At 29.2% G+C, this 17,890-nt stretch carries 14 protein-coding genes; 10 read left to right on the top strand and 4 right to left on the bottom strand.

Annotation, left to right across the window (positions count from 1 at the left end):
• The first annotated feature begins 7 nt into the window (after nt 1-7).
• The 6 genes from LXD69_RS03390 (at nt 8) to LXD69_RS03415 (ending at nt 11,063) form a co-directional block, all read left to right on the top strand.
• Nucleotides 8-1,270, top strand: coding sequence for an exo-beta-N-acetylmuramidase NamZ family protein (locus tag LXD69_RS03390; RefSeq protein WP_246917580.1), 1,263 nt, complete (start codon nt 8-10; stop codon nt 1,268-1,270).
• A 14-nt stretch (nt 1,271-1,284) separates the two neighbouring features.
• Nucleotides 1,285-2,847, top strand: coding sequence for a sensor histidine kinase (locus LXD69_RS03395; protein ID WP_246917582.1), 1,563 nt, complete (start codon nt 1,285-1,287; stop codon nt 2,845-2,847).
• A gap of 107 nt (nt 2,848-2,954) precedes the next feature.
• Nucleotides 2,955-5,555, top strand: a complete 2,601-nt coding sequence (locus LXD69_RS03400) for a zinc-dependent metalloprotease (RefSeq protein WP_246917584.1) — start codon at nt 2,955-2,957, stop codon at nt 5,553-5,555.
• Between the two features lie 6 nt (nt 5,556-5,561).
• Nucleotides 5,562-8,909: a SusC/RagA family TonB-linked outer membrane protein gene (locus LXD69_RS03405; protein WP_246917586.1), complete on the top strand. Its 3,348-nt coding sequence runs from the start codon at nt 5,562-5,564 to the stop codon at nt 8,907-8,909.
• 12 nt (nt 8,910-8,921) lie between these two features.
• The gene (locus LXD69_RS03410; RefSeq protein ID WP_246917588.1) at nt 8,922-10,241 is read left to right on the top strand and encodes a RagB/SusD family nutrient uptake outer membrane protein; all 1,320 of its coding nucleotides are present in this window, start codon (nt 8,922-8,924) and stop codon (nt 10,239-10,241) included.
• 57 nt (nt 10,242-10,298) lie between these two features.
• Entirely contained in the window at nt 10,299-11,063 is a 765-nt protein-coding gene (locus LXD69_RS03415) for a LytR/AlgR family response regulator transcription factor (RefSeq protein WP_045971082.1), read from the top strand.
• A gap of 18 nt (nt 11,064-11,081) precedes the next feature.
• Here LXD69_RS03415 and LXD69_RS03420 read toward each other — a convergent pair whose 3' ends face one another.
• The gene (locus LXD69_RS03420; protein ID WP_045971080.1) at nt 11,082-11,579 is read right to left on the bottom strand and encodes a YkgJ family cysteine cluster protein; all 498 of its coding nucleotides are present in this window, start codon (nt 11,577-11,579) and stop codon (nt 11,082-11,084) included.
• A 91-nt stretch (nt 11,580-11,670) separates the two neighbouring features.
• Between LXD69_RS03420 and LXD69_RS03425 the strand changes: the two genes are divergently transcribed.
• Nucleotides 11,671-12,381 carry a class I SAM-dependent methyltransferase gene (locus tag LXD69_RS03425; protein WP_045971078.1) on the top strand — a complete coding sequence of 237 codons (711 nt, stop codon included), beginning with the start codon at nt 11,671-11,673 and terminating at the stop codon, nt 12,379-12,381.
• 57 nt (nt 12,382-12,438) lie between these two features.
• On the opposite strand, the gene LXD69_RS03430 is transcribed toward LXD69_RS03425, so the two are convergent.
• The 3 genes from LXD69_RS03430 to LXD69_RS03440 all read right to left on the bottom strand — a co-directional run bounded on the left by LXD69_RS03430 (nt 12,439) and on the right by LXD69_RS03440 (nt 14,728).
• Nucleotides 12,439-13,596 carry an aminotransferase class V-fold PLP-dependent enzyme gene (locus tag LXD69_RS03430; protein ID WP_246917590.1) on the bottom strand — a complete coding sequence of 386 codons (1,158 nt, stop codon included), beginning with the start codon at nt 13,594-13,596 and terminating at the stop codon, nt 12,439-12,441.
• Nucleotides 13,597-13,679: 83 nt separating this feature from the next.
• Nucleotides 13,680-14,030 carry a DUF2059 domain-containing protein gene (locus LXD69_RS03435; protein ID WP_246917592.1) on the bottom strand — a complete coding sequence of 117 codons (351 nt, stop codon included), beginning with the start codon at nt 14,028-14,030 and terminating at the stop codon, nt 13,680-13,682.
• 65 nt (nt 14,031-14,095) lie between these two features.
• Nucleotides 14,096-14,728: a 7-carboxy-7-deazaguanine synthase QueE gene (locus LXD69_RS03440; RefSeq protein ID WP_246917594.1), complete on the bottom strand. Its 633-nt coding sequence runs from the start codon at nt 14,726-14,728 to the stop codon at nt 14,096-14,098.
• 152 nt (nt 14,729-14,880) lie between these two features.
• On the opposite strand from LXD69_RS03440, the gene LXD69_RS03445 reads away from it, so the two are divergent.
• The 3 genes from LXD69_RS03445 (at nt 14,881) to LXD69_RS03455 (ending at nt 17,882) form a co-directional block, all read left to right on the top strand.
• The gene (locus tag LXD69_RS03445) at nt 14,881-15,558 is read left to right on the top strand and encodes a hypothetical protein (RefSeq protein WP_045971069.1); all 678 of its coding nucleotides are present in this window, start codon (nt 14,881-14,883) and stop codon (nt 15,556-15,558) included.
• A gap of 19 nt (nt 15,559-15,577) precedes the next feature.
• Entirely contained in the window at nt 15,578-16,279 is a 702-nt protein-coding gene (locus LXD69_RS03450; RefSeq protein WP_246917596.1) for a hypothetical protein, read from the top strand.
• A 61-nt stretch (nt 16,280-16,340) separates the two neighbouring features.
• Nucleotides 16,341-17,882: a helicase HerA-like domain-containing protein gene (locus LXD69_RS03455; RefSeq protein WP_045971065.1), complete on the top strand. Its 1,542-nt coding sequence runs from the start codon at nt 16,341-16,343 to the stop codon at nt 17,880-17,882.
• Nucleotides 17,883-17,890 lie beyond the last annotated feature (8 nt).

Genomic DNA, 17,890 nt, shown 5'->3' on the forward strand with positions numbered 1-17,890 from the left:
ATCGTTTATGCTTAGTAAATTGGTCCTCAAAAATACGTTTTTATTTCTTGTATTACTTATTTTTTCTTGTGGAAATTCTATAAAGAAAGAAGAGGAAAAAGATTCTATGTCTATAAAAAAAGAAACTATTTTAAATGAAATTAAGACTGGAGCTGATAACTGGAAAGTATATCTTCCTATATTAAAAACATATAAAAACATAGGAGTTGTTGCAAATCAATCTAGTTTAGTTGATTTAAATTTAGAAAAAGAACAAAAACATTATCCCTCTTCTAGTAAAACAATACATTTGGTAGATTGGTTAATTGAGAATAAAATCAACGTTTCTTCAATATTTGCTCCTGAACATGGTTTTAGAGGAACAGCAGACGCGGGAGAATTAATTAAAAACGGAAAAGACACGAAAACAAATTTACCTATAATCTCATTATATGGTAATAATAAAAAACCAAAACCTGAACAACTAAAAAATATAGATATCATTATTTTTGACTTACAAGATGTTGGTGCTCGATTTTACACTTATATCTCTTCCTTACACTATGTGATGGAAGCTTGTGCTGAAAACAACATTCCTTTAATTGTTTTAGACAGACCAAATCCAAATGGAGGAATAATTGATGGTCCTATTTTAGAACCTGAATTCAAAAGTTTTGTTGGAATGCATGAAATTCCTGTTTTACATGGTATGACGATAGGTGAATATGCTAAAATGATAAATGGTGAAAAATGGTTAAAAAATAACATACAATGTGATTTAAGAGTTATTCCATGTCTACATTACAATAAAAACATACCTTATAATTTACCTGTAAAGCCTTCTCCTAACCTACCTAATACGCAAGCCATCAACTTATATGCTAGTTTATGCTTTTTTGAAGGAACAAATGTAAGTGTTGGACGAGGCACTGATAAACAATTTCAGATATACGGTTCTCCATATTTACCTAAAAGTTCTTTTAATTTTACTCCTAAACCAAATGAAGGCGCAAAAGATCCTTTATATAATGGAAAAACATGTTATGGAGAAGATCTGACTAAAATTGAAAAAATTAATCAATTAGAATTAAAATGGCTAATAAAAGCATACAATCAAACACCTGATAAATCGAAGTTTTTTAATTCATTTTTTACGAAACTTGCTGGAACTAAAAAATTACAACAGCAAATTGAATCTGGTCAATCTGAAGCAGAAATAAAAAAAACATGGGAAAAAGATATTAATTCCTTTAAGAAAATGAGGGCTTCATATCTTATATATGAAAATTAAAAACTAAACCATTCTTGAAATTTCCTATAAAAAACACAATTTCCAGACGAACTTTTATAATTACAAGTCTCGGTGTCATTCTATTGACTATGATTGCTATCTATTCTTTAAGTAATTTAATCACAAAAATCACAGAAAAATCAAATCATGAAATAGCACAACGAAGTTTTTTAAAAAAATATGATGTTTTTCAACAAGAATTTTCGCGCTTATTAGAACAAAAGAAAAACGTTAATCAAATACTGAAGATAAGTGATGACAAAGACTTAATTAATAATCTTTCTGTTTTAAACACTGTCCAGCTTAGTAATCCTGTTGTTATTCGAAATTGGTTTCAAATAAATGATGGACCAATACGTGTAAATAATTCATCTGAAAAAGGATACATTAATAAGAATGTTAATCTATCTGTTGAATCAATTCATAAAAAAGAAAACACAAGTGTCATTTTCCAACAAGATAACATATTGATTTGGCGTAATTATTTTAAAATTCATAAAAACGACTCAATAATTATCCGTTATGGCTATGATGTAGATTTAAAAAAACTCCATAGCTATTTTTCTACAATTGATGAAAATTCACCTAACTATGCCTTTGTTTTTGACAAAAACGGAACAACTATTTTTCATCCTGATTCTGATAAAAACGGAAAAAATATTTTTAGCTTTTCAAACATTAAGCCGTCAGATACTATTTTTCAAAATGGAATAACTTATAATGAAGAAATTGCAATATCTGAGTATTTGCAGTTAGATGTTATTCGATTCATAAAACCTTTACACTTTGAAGGCATTGATTGGTATATTTGTATAAACTTCCCAAAATTAATTGCAGATGAAAATGTAAATAATGTAAAAAAATATGCTTCCGCTATTTACCTAACGACAACTTTTATTCTAGTCTTTATATTTTATTTATTTAATCGTGCAAACCGAAAAGAGTATCTTGAAAAAGAATCGTTAATAAGAGATAAAAATAAATTGTTACTAGAAAATGAGAAAGTAACAAAGGAAAAAGTATTAATTCAATTACAACAATTGAAAGAGCAAATCAATCCACATTTTTTATTCAATACTTTGAATTCTCTTTATATGTTGATTGATGTAAATAATCAAACAGCAAAGAAGTTCACTTTAAATTTATCTAAAATTTATCGATATCTTATTGAACCGCCACAAGAAAATATAGTTCCATTAAATGAAGAACTATCCTTTATAGAAAAATACATTTTTTTGCAAATGACTCGATTTAATGAAGAACTACAATTCTCAATTGAAATAGAAGAAGATTCTGGATTAATAAAAAACATTCCATATTTAGCTCTTCAAATTTGTATTGAAAATATTATAAAACATAATTCTGCTACAATTGAATCACCTTTAAGAACTCGAATTATTATTAAAAAAGACACTGTAATTATTAGCAATAATTTACAAAAAAAGACAAATCCTGAACAAAGTAATAATTTTGGACTAAAATATTTACAAAGTATCTATAATTATTATTCTAAAGAAGACTTTAAAACATTTGAAAAAGATGGAAATTTCACCTGTATACTTCCATTAATTGATTAAAAAAAATCACTCACTCTCAAAAAATAGCCACTCACTCCCTTTTGTTTTTATATTATCGTCAAACCCCATAAATTTCACGATAATTATTTAACCTAAACTTAACATAAATGAGACAAAAGGCATTCATATCAAACGCAAAATATGTATTGATATTATTGTTTTTATTAAGTAATATTTCCGCTTTTTCGCAAAAAAGAAAGCAAAAAAATACAAAATCAGAAACGACAAAAGATACTACAGTTACAAAAACGAAAGGTTACGCTGAACTAATTAAAAAAGGAACTTTCAAAAAAGGTTTATTTAACACCATTCAGGTTAAAACCGATATCTATTTTGAAATTCCTGATAGTTTAATGGGCAGAGAATTCCTTGTAGTGAATAAATTATCACAAGTTCCTATGCAAGTTAATGAAGCAGGCTTAAACAAAGGAATGAATTATGAAAATAAAGTAATTACTTTTTACAAAGATACTATTGCAAAAAAAGTTTGGGTTAAATCATATCTACCAAAAGTTTCGTCTCCTGAAAATGATGCCATTACGGAATCTGTAAAGAATAATTTTTCAGAATCAATAATAGAGTTTTTTGACATTGAAGCTAAAAATAATGATTCAACTTCTGTAGTAATAAAAGTCAATAAAATATTTGATGGAAAGCAAAAAAGTTTTAATGATATATTAAGCAATATTGGCTTTGGCGGATCTGTTAAATCAGACTTATCATATATTGAAAATGTGAAAACATTTCCAAACAATATAATTGTGAAATCACAATTAACTACTCTTATAAGTGAAGGAGGTCCTGCTTTATTCGTAACTTTAGGGGCAACTAGCAATATTGTTTTATTAGACAAAGTTCCTATGAAGCCTCGATTTTCAGACAAACGTATTGGCTATTTCACAGAAAAGCACTGGTATTTTAATGATAATCAACATGCAATGGTTGAAAAAGAACTAATTACTAGATGGAGACTAGAACCAAAAAAAGAGGATGAAGACAAATATTTAAAAGGAGAATTAGTAGAGCCTAAAAAACCAATTGTCTATTATATTGATCCTTCTACACCTAAACAATGGAGACAATATATTATTGATGGTGTACACGATTGGCAAGCCGCTTTTGAAAAAGCTGGATTTAAAAATGCAATAATAGCAAAAGAACCAACTGAAGCAGACACAGATTTTGATGTTGATGATGTTCGTTATTCTGTTATTACTTATGCTGCTTCTCCAAAAGCAAATGCGATGGGTCCTTCTGTAGTTGATCCAAGAAGTGGAGAAATACTTGAAGCTGATATTATATGGTGGCACAATGTAATGACTTCTTTACATAGTTGGATGCGTATTCAAACTGGACCAATTGATCCAAAAGCAAGAGGTAATAAATTTAGTGATGAACATATGGGTGAAGCTATTCGATTTGTTTCATCACATGAAGTTGGACACACTTTTGGATTAAAACACAATATGGGTTCTTCATTTGCGTTTGAAGTAGACTCTTTACGTTCTAAAGATTTTACAGAAAAAATGGGCGGAACAGCTCCTTCGATCATGGATTATGCACGTTATAACTATGTTGCACAACCTGAAGACAGCATAACAGCAATAACTCCTAAAATTGGAGAGTATGATAAATATGCTATTGATTGGGGATATAGATGGTATCCAAGTGAAACAGAAGAGAAAGAAAAATTAAATATGTTAATTGCTAAACATCAAAATGATCCTATTTATTTTTATGGAGAACAACAAGATGGTGGCGCTATAATTGATCCTCGTTCTCAATCTGAAGATTTAGGAAACGATGCTGTTAAAGCAAGTGAATATGGATTAAAAAACTTAAAAAGGGTTGTTGAAAACATCCTCACTTGGACGTATGACAAAGATGAGTCATATTATCAAACTGGCAAACTATATATCGGAACTATTGGTCAATGGCAATTATATAACCGTCATGTTCTAAATAATATTGGCGGAGTATATTTAAATACAACAGTACATGGTGATGACAAAGCAAGTTATATTCCGGTTCCAGCCGCAATGCAAAGAAAAGCAACAGACTACTTATTAAAAAATGTAATTACAATTCCAGAGTGGTTATTCTTTAACTCTATTCTTGACAAAACAAATCCATTAAAAGACTCTCCTATTGGTCCATATGAATATACACCTTATACTTTATCTAGAGAATTACAATATGGTATTTTATATGATTTATTCAGAGATGAACGTTTATTAAGAATGATTGAAAATGAATTATATCAACGAAATAACAGTAAAGAAAAACTATTTACTGTAGGCAATCTTTTTGGAAAGGTTCATCAACATGTTTTTAATGGAACTATTCAAAATAAATCGTTGTCAATTTTGGAACGTATGACACAAAAAAATTATGTAGATGTATTAATTGTTTCGACAAATAAACTATTTGAAAAAACAGACTCTAAAAAATCAATTCAATTTACAAAAACATTAAATATGCCATCATTATGTAATCATATTCATGAAGACAAAATGATTAGAAATATAAATCAATCTTCTTTAAAAAGAGTTACTGAAGTAACATCTGAGAAGAAAGGAGAATTAAATAAAATTTTACGATTATTACAATTAAAGAAGAATACAGGAAATCAAGAAACTAGAAATCATTATGCAGATCTAATTAATCGTATTAACAAAGCACTTAACAACTCGCTATTAACTAACTAATAAAAAATGAAAAAACTATTTTTTTTAATGACTATCATACTTTCTTATGCTAGTCATGCTCAAGAAACTAGAACAATTACTGGACAAGTAATTGATGCCGAAGATAGATTACCCATTCCAGGTGTTTCAGTTTATGTAGAAAAACAGTCTATCTCTAATGAAACTGGACAAAGTGGTATTATTCAAAGTACTAGTGTAGGAACAATTACTGACATGGATGGATACTTCAAATTAGAAATAAATAAGGAAGTAAAAAAATTACGTGTTAGCTTCATGGGATACCAATCCTATTTAATTGATTTATCTTCTCAAAATAATTATAATATTGCTTTAAAAGTAGATTTAAATGAATTACAAGAAATTGTAGTAACAGGTTATCAAAAAATAGAAAAGCGAAAACTAACATCTGCTTTAACTAAAGTAGATATGGAGGATATTCAACAAGCTGGTGTTGCAAGTGTAGATCAATTGTTAGCTGGTCAAGTGGCTGGTGTTGCCATCACTCCAGGAAATGGAGCTCCAGGTGGTGCAGCAAAAATCAGAATTAGAGGAACAGCTTCTCTATCTGGTCCGCAAGATCCACTTTGGGTATTAGATGGTCTTCCATTAGAAGGAAATGATGTTCCAAACTTTAATGATAAAGATAATATTGATCAATTAAACAATTTCTCTATTGCAGGATTAAACCCTGATGACATAAAAGATATTACAATTTTAAAAGATGCTGCTGCAACAGCCATTTATGGTGCAAGAGCAGCAAATGGTGTAATTGTAATTACAACTAAAAAAGGAAGAAAAGGAAAAATGTCCGTAAATTTTACTGCAAATACATTTGTAACTCAAAAACCAGATTTTTCGAAGTTAAATTTAATGAATGCTAATCAAAAAGTTGATTTCGAATTAGCGTTAGCTGGACGTTCTGATTTAACATTCAGAGATGAAAAAGGTGAAATTTCTCGCATTTTAAATGGTTCAGGAGAATTAGATGCATATAGAACAGGTGGTTTTTCTGCTTTAACTCCTGGAACACAACAAGCTATTAATACCCTACGTAATAATCAAACAGATTGGGGTAATTTATTATATAGAACTGCCGTTAATAAACAATATGGTCTAAGCTTATCAGGTGGTGGTGAAAAATCAGACTATTACTTTTCTTTAGGATATTATGATGAAAAAGGAACAACTATAGGTACTGGTTTTGAAAGATATAATATTACTTTAAAAAACAATTACGAATTATCTGATAGATTCAAAGTAGGCATTGGTATATTTGGAAATCAAAGTAAAAACTCTTCTTATATTTCAGATAGTGATGCTTTTACCAATCCTGCGAACTATTCTAGAAATGCGAATCCATACCTTTCTCCAAAAGACGAAAATGGGAACTATATATATGATCAAGATATTCAAGGATATTCAGATCGTTATGTTCCTTTTAACTTTTTAGAAGAAAGAGAAAATACTTCTTACGAATTAAAAACAAGAGCTATAAAGGCAATTTTTGACTTAGAGTACAAAGTTACTAACAACTTAAAACTAACATCTCAAATTGGTTTACAAATGGATAACTCTGGAACAGAAAAATATGCTGGAAAAGAAACTTATTTTTCACGCAAAGAAAGAGAGAAAACAAGACGATACAGTAATGGAAGCTACTATTACTTTATGCCAGAAGGTGGTATTATCCAAAACTGGAATACTGATTTTTTCCAATACAACATAAAAACACAGTTGATGTATAACAAAATCATTAATGAAAAACACGAATTGGATTTCCTTGTTGGTAATGAGCTAAGAAGAACTTACAACACTAACATTTACTCAAGAGGTTTTGGTTATGATCGTCAAACAGGCACTACTAGTCAAATTGTTTTTCCTAATCAAGAAGTAGCTAATAGTAATGAATATAGAACTTACAATAGGACTAAAAATGAAAATGCATTTGCTTCTATGTATGCAACAGCATCTTACACTTACAATAGAAAATATACTGTATTTGGAAGTGTTAGATATGATGGCTCTGATTTATTTGGAGTAGATCCTAAATATAAGTATTTACCATTATGGTCTATTTCAGGATCATGGTTAGCTTCAGAAGAAGATTTTATAAAAAACAACATATCAGCCATTAGTAATTTAAGATTTCGTGCTTCTTATGGTTTACAAGGGAACATTGACAAAGGAACATCTCCTTTTGTAGTTGGAAATTATGGAAATGCTAATATATTACCTGGACAATCTGAAACAACAATTGTAGTAACAAGTCCTCCAAATAGCAAATTACGTTGGGAAAAAACAGAAAATGTAAACTTTGGTTTAGACTTAGGTGTTTTAAAAAACCGTATCAATGTAGCAGCAGATTTATATGGAAGAAGAAGTACTGATTTATTAGGTATTCGTGCTTTACCTCTTGAAAACGGATTTGAATATACAAATATGAACTGGGCTCAAGTAACTAATAAAGGATACGAAATTTCAGTGTCAACTAAAAATATTGATAATCCAAACTTTAAATGGTCAACTAACTTTAATTTTGCTCATAACAAAAGTAATATTGATCGTATAGAAGTAAGAGCAAACAGTTATCTTCCTTCAGGAGAAGGCTACCCTGTTAATGCTGTTTTTGCATTAAAAACTGCTGGAATTGATGAAAATGGATATCCTCAATTTTTGAACAATAATGGAGAAGTTGTAAATGCTGTAGACTTCTTCCAATTATATGATCCTTATGCTGTAATTTTTCCTGGTGAAATTTCTCAATCAAGACTAACTGAAAATGCTGAAAGTTTCAGAAGTTTGTTTACTTATGTTGGAGATAGAGATCCTAAATTTACAGGAGGTTTTATTAATACTTTTAAAATTAAAAACTTTGACTTAACTGTTTCAACCACTTTTAATTTAAAACAAACAGTTGTTAGAACACCTCCATATAATGGAACACAAGTAGATAGAGGTCAAAACTTTACTACTGATATTTTAAACGCATGGTCTCCATCTAATCCTAATTCTAATTTACCTGGAATTGTTGGAGCAAATTCAGGAACAGGTGATTCATGGATGGCTTATCAATGGTTTGCAAATGGTTCTCCTGTTAACACTTATGCTCTTTTAGACACTTGGGTTAATGAAATGAGTTATATGAGACTTAGCAGTATTCGTTTAGGGTATACATTACCAAAATCTGTAACGGATAAAATGAAAATTCAAAATGTAAGATTCAGTGTGGAAGGAAGAAATCTTTTTGTTGTTAGCTCTGATTATAAAGGATACTTTGATCCAGAAACATTTGGTAATATTTATGCACAACCAATTCCTAGATCTATAACATTAGGCTTAAACTTAACTTTTTAAAAATTGAGAATTATGAAAAACATATCAAAATATATAATTCTATTTACAATTGCAATTGGAATGAATAGTTGCGATGACTACCTAGATATTAAACCAGAAGGAAAAGTAATACCTGAAACATTAGAAGATTTTCGTGCCGTATTAACTACTGGATATAGTGCTTTCCCTAGACATAAATCATTAACTACTTTAAGAGCAGATGAACTTGTTCTAAATGAGTTTGACGATCAATTATTATATAGTAAAGATATTTACATTTGGAAAGATGCAAATCCTGATCCAGCAACAACGAGTTTTCAATGGGCACAATTATATAACACTATTTTTTATACTAATGTAGTAATTAATGATGGTAACGCAAAAGTTCCTTCTTCTCCTGAGAAAGATCAATTAATTGGTGAAGCATATGCTTTAAGAGCGCTTACTTATTTTGATTTAATCAATTTATTTGGAAAACCATATAATACTACTTCTTCTTCTTCAGACAGAGGAGTTCCACTAGCTTTAGAAATAGATTTAGAACAAGAATTTATCCCAGAGAGTGTTGCTAATGTTTACACCCAAATACTTTCTGATATTGATGACGCTAAAAATTTATTAAATCAAGATACGCAAGTAACAGGATTAAACTATCGTTTTTCAAAAGCAGCTATCTATGCATTAGAAGCAAGAGTTCGTTTATATAGAAATGAATGGCAAAAAGCTTTAGATGCAGTCAATATTGCTTTATCATATAGAAATGAATTAATAGATCTTAATACTGATTCAACTTTACCAAATAAATATGATACTGTTGAATCTGTAATGGCATTAGAAGATGTTTTTACAAATTCTCTAAAAGTTTCTACTTATGTTTCTCCTGAATTAATTGCGGCTTTCGATCAAACAAATGATTTACGTTTTCCTTTATATTTTGAAGCTTCAGGAAGTAGATTCCAATTTGAAAAAGGAGGTGAGCAAGAACAAAAATGTACTTTTAGAACTTCTGAATTATATTTAATTAAAGCTGAAGCTGAATTAAGGTTAAACAATTTTAGTGATTCAAAAACGACATTGCTTCCATTGTTGCAAAAAAGATATACTCCAACAGCTTATACTCAGTTAAGTACTGACATTAATACAATGTCCGATCAAGATTTCACAATCTTCCTTTTTGAAGAAAGAAAACGTGAATTAGCAGTAGAAGGTCATCGTTGGTTTGATCTAAGAAGAATGAATCAAAAACAAATCATTCATCAAGTAGAAGGTCAAGATTATACACTCATAGAAAACGATCCGCGATACACATTACCATATCCACGAAATGCACAGTTAAATAACCCAAACTTATAATTAAAAAATCCCGAATTTGAAATTCGGGATTTTTTTTTACTTTTACATAAAAAGAAAATGAAAATAGCTATTGTAGAAGACGAACATTTAGCTTCCAGTTACCTAAAATCAATTTTAGAAAAACAAGAAGTTATTTCAGTATCTAAAATAACTATTTTAAAATCTGTAAAAGAAGCTGTTGCTTTTTTCAAAGAGCATACAATAGATTTAGTTTTTATGGATATTCATTTAGGAGATGGAAAAAGCTTAGATATTTTTGAAGAGATTTCTATTCCAAGTCCTATCATATTTGTAACTGCTTATGACACTTATGCTATAAAAGTGTTCAAACATTTCACTATTGATTACTTATTAAAACCTTTTGAAGAAGAAGAACTTATTTCTGCTTTATCAAAATATAAAAAAATAAAAGGTTCTTTTAACTTAAATCAAACCGTACAATCACTTGATTTAATAGAAAACAAAAACATCGATTCATACCAAAAACGTTTTTTAGTCAATCATGGTTATAAATTTATCTCTATTAATGATTCTGATATTAGTTGTTTTATGGGTTCAGGTAAACATCTCTTCATCTATACTTCCAACGGAAATAGTTACCTATACAATGATACTATTAAGGACATAATCAATAAACTAAATCCAGAATTCTTTTTTAAAGTAAACAGAAAGTACATATTACATATATCTGCAATAAAAGAAGTAATTCGTCATACTAGTCAAAAAGTAGAGATAAAAGTAATTGATACTATAAATGAAGATAATCCTATACTAGTAAGCAAAAATGAAATTACTAACTTTAAAAAATGGCTTGATCGATAATTTTAAAAAAAATCTTTTTTACAATGGTAATTTCTCTTTCATTTTCTCCACAATATTAAAAGCCGCTGGACAAATAGCAACATTTTTTAGTGTAAGATTTGAAATTTGCTGAAACTTTTTTCTATCAGTATGAGGAAATTCTCTACATGCTTTTGGTCTTACATCATATATAAAACACTTGTTATCGTTATCTAAAAATGTACAAGGAACACTTTGAAGTACATAATCATTATCCTCATCTACACGAAGATATTGATTAATAAACTGTTGTGGTTTCTGTCTAAAGTGTTTTGAAATACGCTCTATATCAGCAGAAGTAAACAATGGACCTGTTGTTTTACAACAATTAGCACATTCCAAACAATCCGTTTTTTTAAATTCAGCATCATGTAAATCTTGCATTACATAATCTAAATTCTTAGGTGTTCTTTTTTTTAACTTATCAAAATACTTTTTGTTTTCGTTATGCTTATCTTTGGCTAACTTTTCAAGTTCGTTTAATGATGGTTTTAGCATTTGGTATTAATTTCTAAAAGCAAAGTTACACAACTTATATTTTAATAACCTAAAAACAAAGGAAGATTACCTTGTTCATCAAAATAATATCATGAAAGACCTTTTTGGAAAAGCTATTTTAGATTATCAAACTAATAATAATCCTGAGGATTTAATTACCGAAACTTCTATTAGTGAAGCTGATGAAATGAGTGTTGCCTATTTATTTCGTGATTTTTCAGAAATGCCAAAGATAGAACAAAAAGCATTACAACTTTCCAAAGGTAAAATCCTTGATGTAGGTTGTGGAGCAGGAAGTCATTCTTTATATCTTCAAAATAAAAAGAACTTTGATGTTACATCTATAGATATTTCTTCTAATGCTATAAAAGCTTGTGAATTAAGAGGACTTAAAAAAGCTAAAGTACAAGATATAATGACTTTAGAAAATGAGAAATTTGACACCATTTTATTATTAATGAATGGAGCAGGAATGTGTGGAAAATTAAAAAATGTTTCTGATTTTCTTCTAAAACTAAAATCATTATTAACAGAAAGCGGACAAGTACTAGTAGATAGTTCTGATATTATTTACATGTTTGATGAAGATGAAGATGGTGGAAAATGGATCCCATCTGATGTTGAATATTATGGTGAAGTTATCTTTGATATTCAGTATAAAAACGAAAAAGAAGATTCTTTTAATTGGATGTATATTGATTATAATACACTTCAAAATGCAGCAATTGCAAATGGTTTACAATGTGAATTAATCTTAGAAGGTGAACATTATGATTATTTGGCTCGAATAACTCATTTATAATTTGGAACTATCTATTATAATAACCCCAAATTATAAACATATTACTTAATTTTAAAACTACAATTCAATCAAATTTGTTGTTTCAATAATATCTTGAATAGCTTTATACAAAATATCTAAATCTTCTTGTGAATTATAAGCATTTATGGAATATCTTATATAAATTTCATCATTCAATGGCATCACAGGTATTTGAATTTGATATTTATTATATAATAAATTCTTTAATTCTAAAGGTTGTTTTGTTTTAACCAAAACACTTGCCATTTGACCTAAAAACTCAGTATTAATAGGACAGATCGGTTTTGTCTTTAACAAATTGCAAAAACGTTGATAATTATCAATCACTATTTGTTTACATTCTTTCGATTTTTGTTTCCAATTATTTACTTCTAAAAATTCAATTACTTTAGGAGTACACAAATAAGCAGAAAAATCATTTGTTCCTTGTAATTCATGATAATCTAAAAATTGTGTTTCTCCTTTAACAACAGGTTCATAACCCCAACTTACAACCAAAGGATCTAAATCATTTTGAAGTTTTTCTTTTACATATAAAAATGAACTTCCCTTTGGTGCTAACATCCATTTATGTAAAGTTCCTGTATAATAATCTGGATTTAACTCTTGAATATCTAAATCAATATGTCCTGGAACATGAGCACCATCAACAATTGTTATTAATCCTAATTCCTTTGCTTTATCGCAAATTTCCTTTACTGGGAAAATCAAAGCTGTAGCACTAGATATCTGATTTAAAAAAATCACTTTCGTTTTACTAGTATATCCTTTCCAAAACTCTTCAAGGATTTGCTCCTTAGACATTATTGGTAATGATATCTCTTGTCTTATATATTTTGCGCCACTTTTTTTACAATAGAAATTCCAAGTTCTATCCATTGCTCCATACTCATGATTAGTAGTTAAAATCTCATCTCCAGCTTGTAATTTTAAACTTCTCATTATCACATTCACCGCAAATGTAGGATTTGGTGTAAAAAACACATCTTGCGCTTTACACCCAACATAAGCAGATAAATTTTCACGAGCTATCTTTAAATATCCTTTTAATTTATTTTGAACAAAGAATACTGGATCATTTTCTAATTCTAATTGAAATCTTTGATATTCTTCAAAAATAGGCTTTGGACATGAACCAAATGATCCATGATTTAAAAAAGTAATAGTAGGATTAAGATAAAACTCTGATTTCATATAAAATATATTTTACGTAAAAATAAAAATCTCAGAACAATAATGTCTGAGATTTTTAAATAAATTATTCACTTAAAACAATTTTATTGCATGTACTTCATCATTAAGCCTTGTAAACTTGCACCCCATTCTTGAGCTGCTTGTAAATTTTTCGAATACAATTCTTCTGCTTTTTCTGTCATTTTCTTTCCTACTGGAGAATTATAAAATTTCAACATTTCTTTTACATCTTCATGCGTATATATTTCCATGTATGCTTTTGCCATTTCATCATATAATGCAGGTAGAGAAGCATCAAAATCTTTAGAAAAATCAGCTTTCTTTTCTTCTGCTATATTTCCAATGATTTGCTCCTTCGCTAATTTCATTTGTGCTGTAGAACCTGAGGCTTTTAAAACTTTTAAAACATCTTGTTTAAAAGCATCTTGAGCCATTCCTAATTGTGTAATACATAAAACTACAATCGTTAAAATTATTTTTTTTCATATTTATTTATATTTTAAGGTATATTCAAATATTTATGTGTTTGCAGTGAAATTCTCCATTTCGGATTATTCATTACATAGTCAATAATCAAAGGAGTCATTTCTTCCTTTTTACTCCATTCTGGTTGCAAAAACAAAATAGCATTTTTATTTGTTTTGGCTGCTTGTTCCTCTGCAAATTGAAAATCATGTTTATTATAAATAATCACTTTTAATTCATTTGCAATATCATAAGCCCCTTGAACAGGTAGTTTCATTTTTTTTGGAGACAAACAAAACCAATCCCACTTTCCTGTTACTGGATAAGCACCTGATGTTTCAATATGTACTTTTAAACCTTCTTCTCTTAACTTTGAAGTTATTAACGACATATCCCATGTTAAGGGTTCTCCTCCTGTAATTACAACTGTTTCTGCGTGTTTTTTTGCATTAGACACTATAACGTCTGTTGCTGTAGGAGGATGTAAATCGGCATTCCAACTTTCCTTTACATCACACCAATGACATCCTACATCACATCCGCCAATTCTTATAAAGTAAGCTGCTGTTCCTGTATGAAAACCTTCTCCTTGAATAGTATAAAACTCTTCCATTAAAGGTAACATTTCTCCTTTATCAACTGCTAATTGGGTTTCTTTCTTTAACATTTTAAACTAAAATAGTTTGCAAAGGTAGTGAAAAACAATTCAAAAACTTATTTTGTCAAATTACTAAAAATCAATCTTTAACATTTTATTAATACGGAAAAAGTACAGAAAAATTATTTTTGCCCCGCTATTAAAACCATTTTACACTGTTTATGAAACCTTTTTTCCTTTTATTGCTAACGAGCTATGCTTGTTTTAGCCAAGTAGGCATTGGCACCAATACACCAAATTCTTCTTCTTTATTGGAAATATCAAGCACTGATAAAACTTTTGTACCTCCTAGAATGACAAATGCTCAAATGCTAGCCATTCCAAATCCATTAATCGCATCAATTGTATATAATACTACATTTAATTCTTTATATATTTATAATTCTCTTGGATGGAAAAGCATGTTAGAAACAGATAATCCTAATTTAATCTGTAAAAAAAGTGGAGGTTCTCTTATGGTCTCAAACAACACATATTATAATTTTCCTTTAAATAGTACTCACATACAATCGCAAAATGCTTCAACGTATGAAATTATATCTAATGGAAAAATTAGAATTAAAGAAAATGGGATTTATATGGTAGGAGCTCAATTATCCGTAAATAATATGCCTAGTGGTACAAAAGCCTATTCAATTGCTGTTTTTAAAAATGAAACTCTAATTGGACTATTAAATAAAAATGAATCAATACAATCATCAACAGATTACTGGGGAACAAGTGGCATGATGACTTTTAGATTCGCTATTGGTGATGAAATAGAAATAAAGTATTTAGTTAACAACAATCAATCCTTATCTCTTGTTTTTGCAGCTTTTAGCTTTGTTAAAATAAATTAATAATAACTTATAAAAAATCATGATAAAAAAAATTACTGTTTTACTATTAACCATCCATCCGTTTTTAATCTTTGCCCAAGTTGGTATAGGAACAACATCACCTAGTCCATCTTCAATGCTAGAACTAAATAGTACAAATCAAACTTTTGTACCACCAAGAATGACAAACGTTCAAATGTTAGCAATTCCAAATCCATTAGTCGGTTCTGTAGTTTATAATCTTTCAGATGATGCATTATATATGAGAACTAATTTAGGATGGGAAAATATTTCAAGAACCTCAAATCCTACAATTTCAATAAATAAAAATTTCCACGGAACTGACACAGTTATATCTACTGCAAACAATTCATATACTAATTTTCCATTAAATAGTAGCGATATTACATCAATAACCAATTCTGTTTTTAGCGTTACTGGAAATGGACAAATACAGATTAATGAAGGAGGAACTTTTGTAGTAAATGCTGCTTTTTCAGTAGAAAATGTTCCTAGTGGCAACCGAAAGTTTGTAATTGGTATTTTTAAAAACGGAACTTTATTAGGTTACCCAACAAGAGGCACTATCGTTTTAAGCGCAACTGATACTTGGGGTTCATCAGGAACTTTAGTTGAAAATTTTTCTGCTGGAGATGTGATAACATTCCGATATGTTTTAAATAATAATGGAAATCCTTTAGATGCATTAAACTTTAATATTGGAATGGCTAAATTGAAATAAAAAATTAAAACTACTTCTAAAACTTATTTTTATTATTTTTGAGATTGAAAATTAAAGAAAAATGAGCAGAACAGAAGAATTCAACAAACATATTATTGAAGGATATACTTGTAAAGGTGATTTTATAACACTTGGAGGTGCTATTTTAGATGGTGAACCTGTTGCAAATACTCATGTGAATATTCCTTTAAAAACATTAAATCGTCACGGATTAATTGCTGGCGCTACAGGAACAGGAAAAACCAAAACAATTCAGGTTTTATCTGAACAATTATCGCAAAATGGAATTCCTGTTTTAATGATGGATATAAAAGGTGATTTCTCGGGAATTGCAGTTCCTGGAGAAGAAAAATCTTTTATTACAGAACGTCATGCAAAAATCACTTTACCTTATGAAACAAAAGGTTTTCCTGTTGAATTAATGACTATTTCCGAACAAAACGGTGTTCGTTTAAGAGCTACTGTTTCAGAATTTGGACCTGTTTTGTTTTCAAGAATCTTAGATTTAAATGATACACAATCAGGTGTTGTTTCTGTTGTTTTTAAATATTGTGATGACAATAACATTCCTCTTTTAGACTTAAAAGATTTTAAAAAAGTTTTACAATTTGCAACTGAAGAAGGAAAAGATGAGTTTACTGCCGAATATGGAAGAATTTCAACAGCTTCAACAGGTTCAATTTTACGAAAAACTATTGAGCTTGAACAACAAGGTGCTGATTTATTTTTTGGAGAAAAATCTTTTGAAATAGATGATTTAATGCGTATTGATGAAAATGGAAATGGATACATTAACATTATGCGCTTAACAGATATACAAGATAGACCTAAGTTATTTTCTACATTCATGCTTAGTTTATTGGCAGAAATTTATAATACAATGCCTGAACAAGGTGATGCGGGAAGACCGGAATTAGTCATTTTTATTGATGAAGCTCATTTAATTTTTGACCAAGCAAGTAAAGCTTTACAAGATCAAATTGAAACAATAGTGAAATTAATCCGTTCAAAAGGAATTGGTGTTTATTTCATTACTCAAAACCCTATGGATGTTCCTAGTAGTGTTTTAGCTCAATTAGGTTTAAAAATCCAACATGCTTTACGAGCTTTTACTGCTAATGATAGAAAAGCTATTAAAGAAACTGCTCAAAATTATCCTATTTCAGAATACTATAAAACAGATGAAGTACTTACTTCTTTAGGAATTGGTGAAGCTTTTGTTACAGCTTTAAACGAAAAAGGAATTCCAACTCCATTAGCTGCTACCATGCTACGTGCTCCAATGAGTAGAATGGATGTCTTAACTGAAACTGAAATCAACAATGCTATTTCGAAATCAAAATTAGCTAAAAAATACAACGAAGTTATTGACAGAGAAAGTGCTTATGAAATTTTAACTGAAAAAATCGAAAAAGCACAAGAATTAGCAGAAAAAGAAGAGGCAAAAAAACAAGCTGAAAAAGAAGCTAAGAAAACTGCTTCGTCAAGAAGTAGAAGTTCTTCAACTTCAAATACAGTAACCAAAGGCGTGGTTAAAGTTCTAACTAGTGCCACTTTTATTAGAGGAGCAATGGGTGTTTTGATGAAGATGTTTAAGAAGTAATTCACTAA

The sequence above is a fragment of the Flavobacterium sediminilitoris genome (assembly GCF_023008245.1).
GTDB lineage: Bacteria > Bacteroidota > Bacteroidia > Flavobacteriales > Flavobacteriaceae > Flavobacterium > Flavobacterium sediminilitoris.

Coding starts and splice junctions, on each gene's coding strand:
- LXD69_RS03390 (WP_246917580.1), top strand. CDS start 8: ATGCTTAGTAAATTGGTCCTCAAAAATACGTTTTTATTTCTTGTATTA.
- LXD69_RS03400 (WP_246917584.1), top strand. CDS start 2,955: ATGAGACAAAAGGCATTCATATCAAACGCAAAATATGTATTGATATTA.
- LXD69_RS03405 (WP_246917586.1), top strand. CDS start 5,562: ATGAAAAAACTATTTTTTTTAATGACTATCATACTTTCTTATGCTAGT.
- LXD69_RS03410 (WP_246917588.1), top strand. CDS start 8,922: ATGAAAAACATATCAAAATATATAATTCTATTTACAATTGCAATTGGA.
- LXD69_RS03415 (WP_045971082.1), top strand. CDS start 10,299: ATGAAAATAGCTATTGTAGAAGACGAACATTTAGCTTCCAGTTACCTA.
- LXD69_RS03420 (WP_045971080.1), bottom strand. CDS start 11,579: ATGCTAAAACCATCATTAAACGAACTTGAAAAGTTAGCCAAAGATAAG.
- LXD69_RS03425 (WP_045971078.1), top strand. CDS start 11,671: ATGAAAGACCTTTTTGGAAAAGCTATTTTAGATTATCAAACTAATAAT.
- LXD69_RS03430 (WP_246917590.1), bottom strand. CDS start 13,596: ATGAAATCAGAGTTTTATCTTAATCCTACTATTACTTTTTTAAATCAT.
- LXD69_RS03435 (WP_246917592.1), bottom strand. CDS start 14,030: ATGGCTCAAGATGCTTTTAAACAAGATGTTTTAAAAGTTTTAAAAGCC.
- LXD69_RS03440 (WP_246917594.1), bottom strand. CDS start 14,728: ATGTTAAAGAAAGAAACCCAATTAGCAGTTGATAAAGGAGAAATGTTA.
- LXD69_RS03445 (WP_045971069.1), top strand. CDS start 14,881: ATGAAACCTTTTTTCCTTTTATTGCTAACGAGCTATGCTTGTTTTAGC.
- LXD69_RS03450 (WP_246917596.1), top strand. CDS start 15,578: ATGATAAAAAAAATTACTGTTTTACTATTAACCATCCATCCGTTTTTA.
- LXD69_RS03455 (WP_045971065.1), top strand. CDS start 16,341: ATGAGCAGAACAGAAGAATTCAACAAACATATTATTGAAGGATATACT.